General features: G+C 69.2%; 4 protein-coding genes. 1 reads left to right on the forward strand and 3 read right to left on the reverse strand.

Features of this window, described 5'->3' with window-relative positions:
- Positions 1–369 (forward strand): hypothetical protein (locus AC6EI8_RS23525; RefSeq protein ID WP_498383024.1); only part of this gene is annotated, 369 nt, incomplete at its 5' end.
- A gap of 34 nt (positions 370–403) precedes the next feature.
- On the opposite strand, the gene AC6EI8_RS23530 is transcribed toward AC6EI8_RS23525, so the two are convergent.
- The 3 genes from AC6EI8_RS23530 to AC6EI8_RS23540 all read right to left on the reverse strand — a co-directional run bounded on the left by AC6EI8_RS23530 (position 404) and on the right by AC6EI8_RS23540 (position 5,665).
- Positions 404–2,086: a long-chain fatty acid--CoA ligase gene (locus AC6EI8_RS23530; protein WP_149316556.1), complete on the reverse strand. Its 1,683-nt coding sequence runs from the start codon at positions 2,084–2,086 to the stop codon at positions 404–406.
- 178 nt (positions 2,087–2,264) lie between these two features.
- Positions 2,265–3,566, reverse strand: coding sequence for an aminopeptidase (locus AC6EI8_RS23535; protein ID WP_498383025.1), 1,302 nt, complete (start codon positions 3,564–3,566; stop codon positions 2,265–2,267).
- On the reverse strand, positions 3,566–5,665 hold the full coding sequence (locus AC6EI8_RS23540) for a molybdopterin-containing oxidoreductase family protein (RefSeq protein WP_498383026.1): 2,100 nt from the start codon (positions 5,663–5,665) through the stop codon (positions 3,566–3,568). The genes AC6EI8_RS23535 and AC6EI8_RS23540 overlap by 1 nt, the downstream gene beginning before the upstream one ends.
- Positions 5,666–5,724: the final 59 nt, after the last annotated feature.

Genomic DNA, 5,724 nt, shown 5'->3' on the forward strand with positions numbered 1-5,724 from the left:
CCGCAGATCACGCCGGTCAATGCCACCGTCAAGCTGGGGCGGATCGCCGAGAAACGCTTCGTCACGCGCGTCGACGTCGAACAGGCGCGCGGCTATTCCGGCTATGGGGTGGGAGTGGGCGCCGCCAGCGGCGGCGGCTGGCACGGCGGTGGCGTGGGCGTCGGCCTGGCCTTCGATCTCGGCCGGCTGCTCAATCGCCAGCCGGTGCAGCAGGTCGACATCTTCGCCTACGAGGTCAAGCTGAACGACGGCACCAATGCGACCATCAACGGCCCGGCCGCACCGGGCCTCGATGTCGGCAGCTGCGTGCGCGTGGTATACGCGGACGGACGGCGCGAGCCGGGGCTGGCGCCGTCCAACGAGTGCTGAGCCGGCGCCGGGCTGCCCGGCGCCGTGAAGGCGATCAGGCCGCCTTGCGCGAGTCGCGCAGCTCCCGCCGCAGGATCTTGCCGACGTTGGTCTTCGGCAGCTCGGTACGGAACTCGACGTACCTGGGTCGCTTGTAGCCCGTCAGCCGGTCCTTGCAGAACGCGATCACATCCTGCTCGGTCAGCGCCGGGTCCTTCTTGACCACGAACAGCTTGACCACCTCGCCCGAATGCTCGTCCGGCACGCCGACAGCCGCGACTTCCAGCACGCCCGGGCACTCCGCGACCACGCCCTCGATCTCGTTCGGGTACACGTTGAAGCCCGACACCAGGATCATGTCCTTCTTGCGGTCGACGATGCGGGTATAGCCGCGCTCGTCCATGATGCCGATGTCGCCGGTCTTGAAGAAGCCGTCCGGCGTCATGACCTTGGCGGTCTCGTCCGGCCGGTTCCAGTAGCCGGCCATCACCTGCGGCCCGCGCAGGCAGATCTCGCCCGGCTGGCCCAGCGGCACGTCGCGGCCGTCGTCGTCGCGGATCGCGATCTCGGTCGAAGGCAGCGGCAGGCCGATGGTGCCGGAGAAGGCGTCGCTGTCGGTCGGATTGCAGGTCGCCGACGGCGACGTCTCGGACAGGCCGTAGCCCTCGATGATCGGGCAGCCGGTCTTGGCGAGCCATTTCTTCGCGACCGCTTCCTGCACCGCCATGCCGCCGCCGTTGGCCACGCGCAGCCCCGAGAAATCGACCTTGTCGATGTCCGGGTGATTGATCAGCGCGTTGTACAGCGTGTTGACCGCCGGGAACATGTGGAAGCGGTACTTCTGCAACTCCTTGATGAAGCCCGGGATGTCGCGCGGATTCGGAATCAGCACGCTCAGGCCGCCGCTGCGCATGCCCAGCAGCGCGCAGACCGTCAGCGCGAAGATGTGATACAGCGGCAGCGCGGTGATGGTCACCACCTGGTCGATCGGCGCGCCCTTGGCCAGCGCGGGCTGCATCCACGCCTGCGACTGCAGCACGTTGGCGACCACGTTCCGGTGCAGCAGCACCGCACCCTTGGACACGCCGGTGGTGCCGCCGGTGTACTGCAGGAAGGCGATATCGTCCGGACCGGTGTCGACCGGCTTGCGCTGCAGCCGGCTGCCCTCGGCCAGCGCCGTGGGGAAGCGCACGCAGTTGGGCAGCTCCCACGCCGGCACCATCTTCTTGACGTTGCGCACGACGAAGTTGACGACGGCACCCTTGAGCCCGCCCAGCATGTCGCCCATGCTGGCGACCACCACATGCCGCACCGGCGTGGCGGACAACACCTGCTGCAGCGTGGCGGCGAAGTTCTCCAGGATCACGATCGCCTCGGCGCCGCTGTCCTTGAGCTGGTGCTCGAGCTCGCGCGGCGTGTACAGCGGATTGACGTTGACGACCACCATGCCCGCGCGCAGCACGCCGGCCAGCACGACCGGGTATTGCAGCACGTTCGGCATCATGATCGCGACCCGCGCCCCCGGCTTGAGACCGCGCGCCTGCAGCCAGGCGGCGAAGTGGCCGGACAGCTTGTCCAGCTCGGCATAGGTGATTGCCTTGTCCATGCAGACGAAGGCGCGCCGGTCCGCGTAGTCCCGAAAGGATTCCTCCAGCAGCTGGGCAAGCGACCGGTACTGGCTGGCGTCGATCTCGGCGGGTACGCCTGCCGGATAGTGTTTCAGCCACTGCTTTTCCATATGCCGTCTCCTGGTTTCTGAATGATCGTTCGATTTTTGCGACGCTAAACGGCGATGCTAAACGGCGGGCCCCCTTAAGACAACACCAGGACCACACGTTAGATGAAGTCCTCTGAACCGCTGCCAGTGTAAAGGCGCTCGATGGCGGAGTCGGTGCGCACGCAGGCGCGGGAATACCCTAGGACCCGCCGGGCGCGGCGATGGTTGCGCCCTTGCCGGCCGCACTGTGGGGTGCCGCGGCGTTGTCCACCGCAGCATGGTCCGCCGCAGCATGATCCGCCGCATCATGAGCCGCCGCAGCATGAGCCGCTGCATCATGAGCCGCCGCAGCGTTGCCGACCGGAGCGTTGCCCACCGCAGTACCGCCGGCGGCCGCGTTCATGGCCGCCGCGCCGGTCCCCGGCTCGTTCGGCGCCAGCGCCCGCAGCCGCGCCTTGCGCTGCTCGGGCTTGAGCTTGCCGATGCGCTCGGCCTCGGCATAGAAGGCCTTCCAGTCGCCGCCGCATTGATCGAGCAGCGCCAGGAACGCCGGCACCCATTGCTGATAGGTGGCCACCGCGGCCAGATGGGCGTTGGTCAGCGGCTGCGAGAACCAGCGGTCGTAGCCGCTGTAGCCGCCCCACGACTCCTTCAGCGCCGCATAGCGCTGGCGAAGCGCGGCGAAGATCGCCGCCTTGCCGGCGCGCTTGGCGTTGTCGTCGATCGGCCGGCGGTACAGCGCGTCGAGCTCCGCGCGCGCCTGCAGCAGCATCGCGCGGAACTGCTGCCGGCGCGCGTCGTACTGCCGGTAGCTGGCGCGCGCGTCGGCCGATGCCTCGCGCGCCAGCCAGCGCTCGACGCCGGCGATCTCCACCGCGGAGGCGAACGACTCGTTGAAGGTGGTGTCGTTGCGCACGTAGACCACCTGGTGCGCCAGCTCGTGGAAGATCATCCGCGCCAGCTCGCCCTCGGGCAGATAGACGAAGGTGTTCAGCAGCGGATCGTCGAAATAGCCCAGCGTCGAATAGGCGGGCACGCCGGCCACATAGGTCTCCAGCCCCTGGCTGCGCAGCGCGGCGGCATAGCGGTGCGCGTCCTCGATCGCGTAGTAGCCGCGGTAGTTGATGCAGCCGACCACCAGGAAGCACCACTTGTGCAGCTCCATCGACAGCTCGGGCGTGGCGAACACGCTCCACACCACGTAGGGTCGATGCAGATTGGCGTAATGGCGGTAGCTGCCGTTGTCCGGCAGCGCCAGTTCGCGCGAGGCGAAATCGCGCATGCGCCCGGCCAGCGCGAGCCGGTCGGCCAGCCGCTTGTCGTTGCTGCCGTTGGCGTAGGCGATCGCGTCGGACAGCGGCGTGGCCTGGGCCATCACGCCCAGATGGCCGCTGATCGACTGCGCGTAGTAGCCGACGGCCTCGCAGCCGGCCAGCAGCGCGCCAAACGCGACGGCGGCCAGCGCGGCCGCCACGCGGACGCGAGCCGGCCGCCGTGCCATCACGTCACCGCCTGCGCGGCGGCCTCCACCTGCACCAGGCAGTCGTAGAAGACCGGCGCGCGGCCCATGTCGGTCAGGCGCTGGCTGGTCAGCTCGTTGGCGTTCTTGCCGTCCGGGGCCAGCTTCTTCCACCAGATCGACAGCCCGACCACCAGCCCCTGGCGCGCGCGGTCGGTGACACGGGCGCGCGCCTGCATGCTGCCGCGGTCGTTGAAGGCGCGCACCATCATGCCGTCGACGATGCCGCGCGCGGCGGCGTCGTCCGGATGGATGTCCAGATGCGGCTCGCCCTCGGTGGCGCGCAGGCTGTCGACGTTGACGAAGGTGCTGTTGAGGAAATTGCGCGCCGGCGGCGAGATCATCGCCAGCGGATAGCGCGACGCCAGCTCCGGCGCGCTGGCCGGCGCCTCGTACGGCGGCACGTAGCCGGGCAAGGGATCGAGGCCGTCCTTGACCATCTCGGCCGCGTAGAACTGGCACTTGCCGGTGGGGCTCGGGAAACCGCCCTCGGCAAACGGTGCCGCCGGCAGCTTCAGCTTCTGCCAGCCGCTTTCCTTCAGCGTCTGCCAGTCGATGCCCGCCGCGCGCGGATCGCCGCGCCCGATGGCCTGCGCGGCGATGTCCTCGTCGCTGTCGGCAAAGCACGGCTCGGTAAAGCCCATGCGCCGCGCCAGCCGCCGGAAGATCTCGGTATTGGGCAGCGCCTCGCCAAGCGGCGCGATGGCCTGGTTGTTGGCGAGGAAATAAGTGTGGCCGTAGGCCTTGTGGATGTCGACGTGCTCGAGCTGGGTGGTGGCCGGCAGGATGATGTCGGCGTAATCCGCGGTATCGGTGCGGAAGTGCTCGAGCACCACGGTGAACAGGTCCTCGCGCGCGAAGCCCGCCGCCACCTTGCCCGAGTGCGGCGCGACCGCGACCGGGTTGCTGTTGTAGACGACGATCGCCTCGATCGGCGGCGTGCCGGCCGGCAGCCCTTCGCCGAGCAGCGCATCGCCGATCGTCGACATATTGATCGTGCGCGGCAGCCTGGGCCAGCTCGGCAGCAGGTCCGGGCGCTGCAGCGCGGCGTTGTCGATCGGGAAGAAGCCCGAGGTCGACAGCTGCAGCCCGCCGGCGGCGTGGCGCCACGCGCCCACCAGCGACGGCAGGCAGGCCACCGCGCGCACCGCCTGGCCGCCGCCGTGCGCCCGCTGCATGCCGTAGTTCAGGCGGATCGCCACCGGTTGCCGTTCGCGCACGGCCAGCTTGCCGTACAGGCCCGCCAGCCATTCGATCTCCTCGGCATCGATGCCGCAGATCTGCGCGGCGCGCGCGGGCGAGAACTGCGCCGCGCGGTCGCGCAGCGCGTCGAAGCCGACCGTATGCCGCGCGATGTAGTCGTGGTCAAGCAGGTCGTCGCGGATCAGCACATGCATGATCGCCAGCGCCAGTGCGCCGTCGGTACCCGGCATCGGCGCGATATGCCGATGGCACTTCTCCGCCGTCAGCGAGCGGTACGGATCGATCGCCACCAGCGTCGCGCCGCGCCGCTTGGCCTGCTGCACGCGCGTCCAGAAGTGCAGGTTCGAGGCGATCGGATTGCCGCCCCAGATCACGATCAGCTTGGCGTCCTCGACATGTTCGATATCCATGCCGACGCTGGCGCCATAGGTGTAGCGCAGCGCGGTGGCGCCGGCGCTCGCGCAGATGGTGCGGTCGAGCAGCGAGGCGCCGAGCCTGTGGAAGAAGCGCGCGGCCATGCTTTCACCCTGCACCAGCCCCATCGTGCCGGCATAGCTGTAGGGCACGATGGCCTGCGGATCGCGCGCGGCGATCGCGCCGAGCCGTTCGGCGACGATGTCGAGCGCCTCGTCCCAGCCGATCGGCGCGAACTGCCCGCTGCCCTTGGGGCCGACCCGCTTCATCGGGCTCAGCAGGCGATCGGGATGGTAGGTGCGCTCGGTATAACGCGACACCTTGGTGCACAGCACGCCCTGCGTGCCCGGGTGGTCCGGATCGCCCGCCACCTTGACGGCGCGGCCGTCCTCGACGGTGACGAGCAGCGCGCAGCTGTCGGGACAATCGTGCGGGCAGGCGGCGCGGACGATGCGGGTGGACATGGGTTCTCCGGGGGCGTTTTCCTTTGTGCCCGATTGTATTCGATCGCGCCAGGGCGGGC

It is taken from the genome of Cupriavidus sp. R6-3 (assembly GCF_059772245.1).

What these genes read in the sequence shown, in the direction of transcription:
- AC6EI8_RS23530 (WP_149316556.1), bottom strand. Translation starts at nt 2,086, where the DNA reads ATGGAAAAGCAGTGGCTGAAACACTATCCGGCAGGCGTACCCGCCGAG.
- AC6EI8_RS23540 (WP_498383026.1), bottom strand. Translation starts at nt 5,665, where the DNA reads ATGTCCACCCGCATCGTCCGCGCCGCCTGCCCGCACGATTGTCCCGAC.
- AC6EI8_RS23535 (WP_498383025.1), bottom strand. Translation starts at nt 3,566, where the DNA reads ATGGCACGGCGGCCGGCTCGCGTCCGCGTGGCGGCCGCGCTGGCCGCC.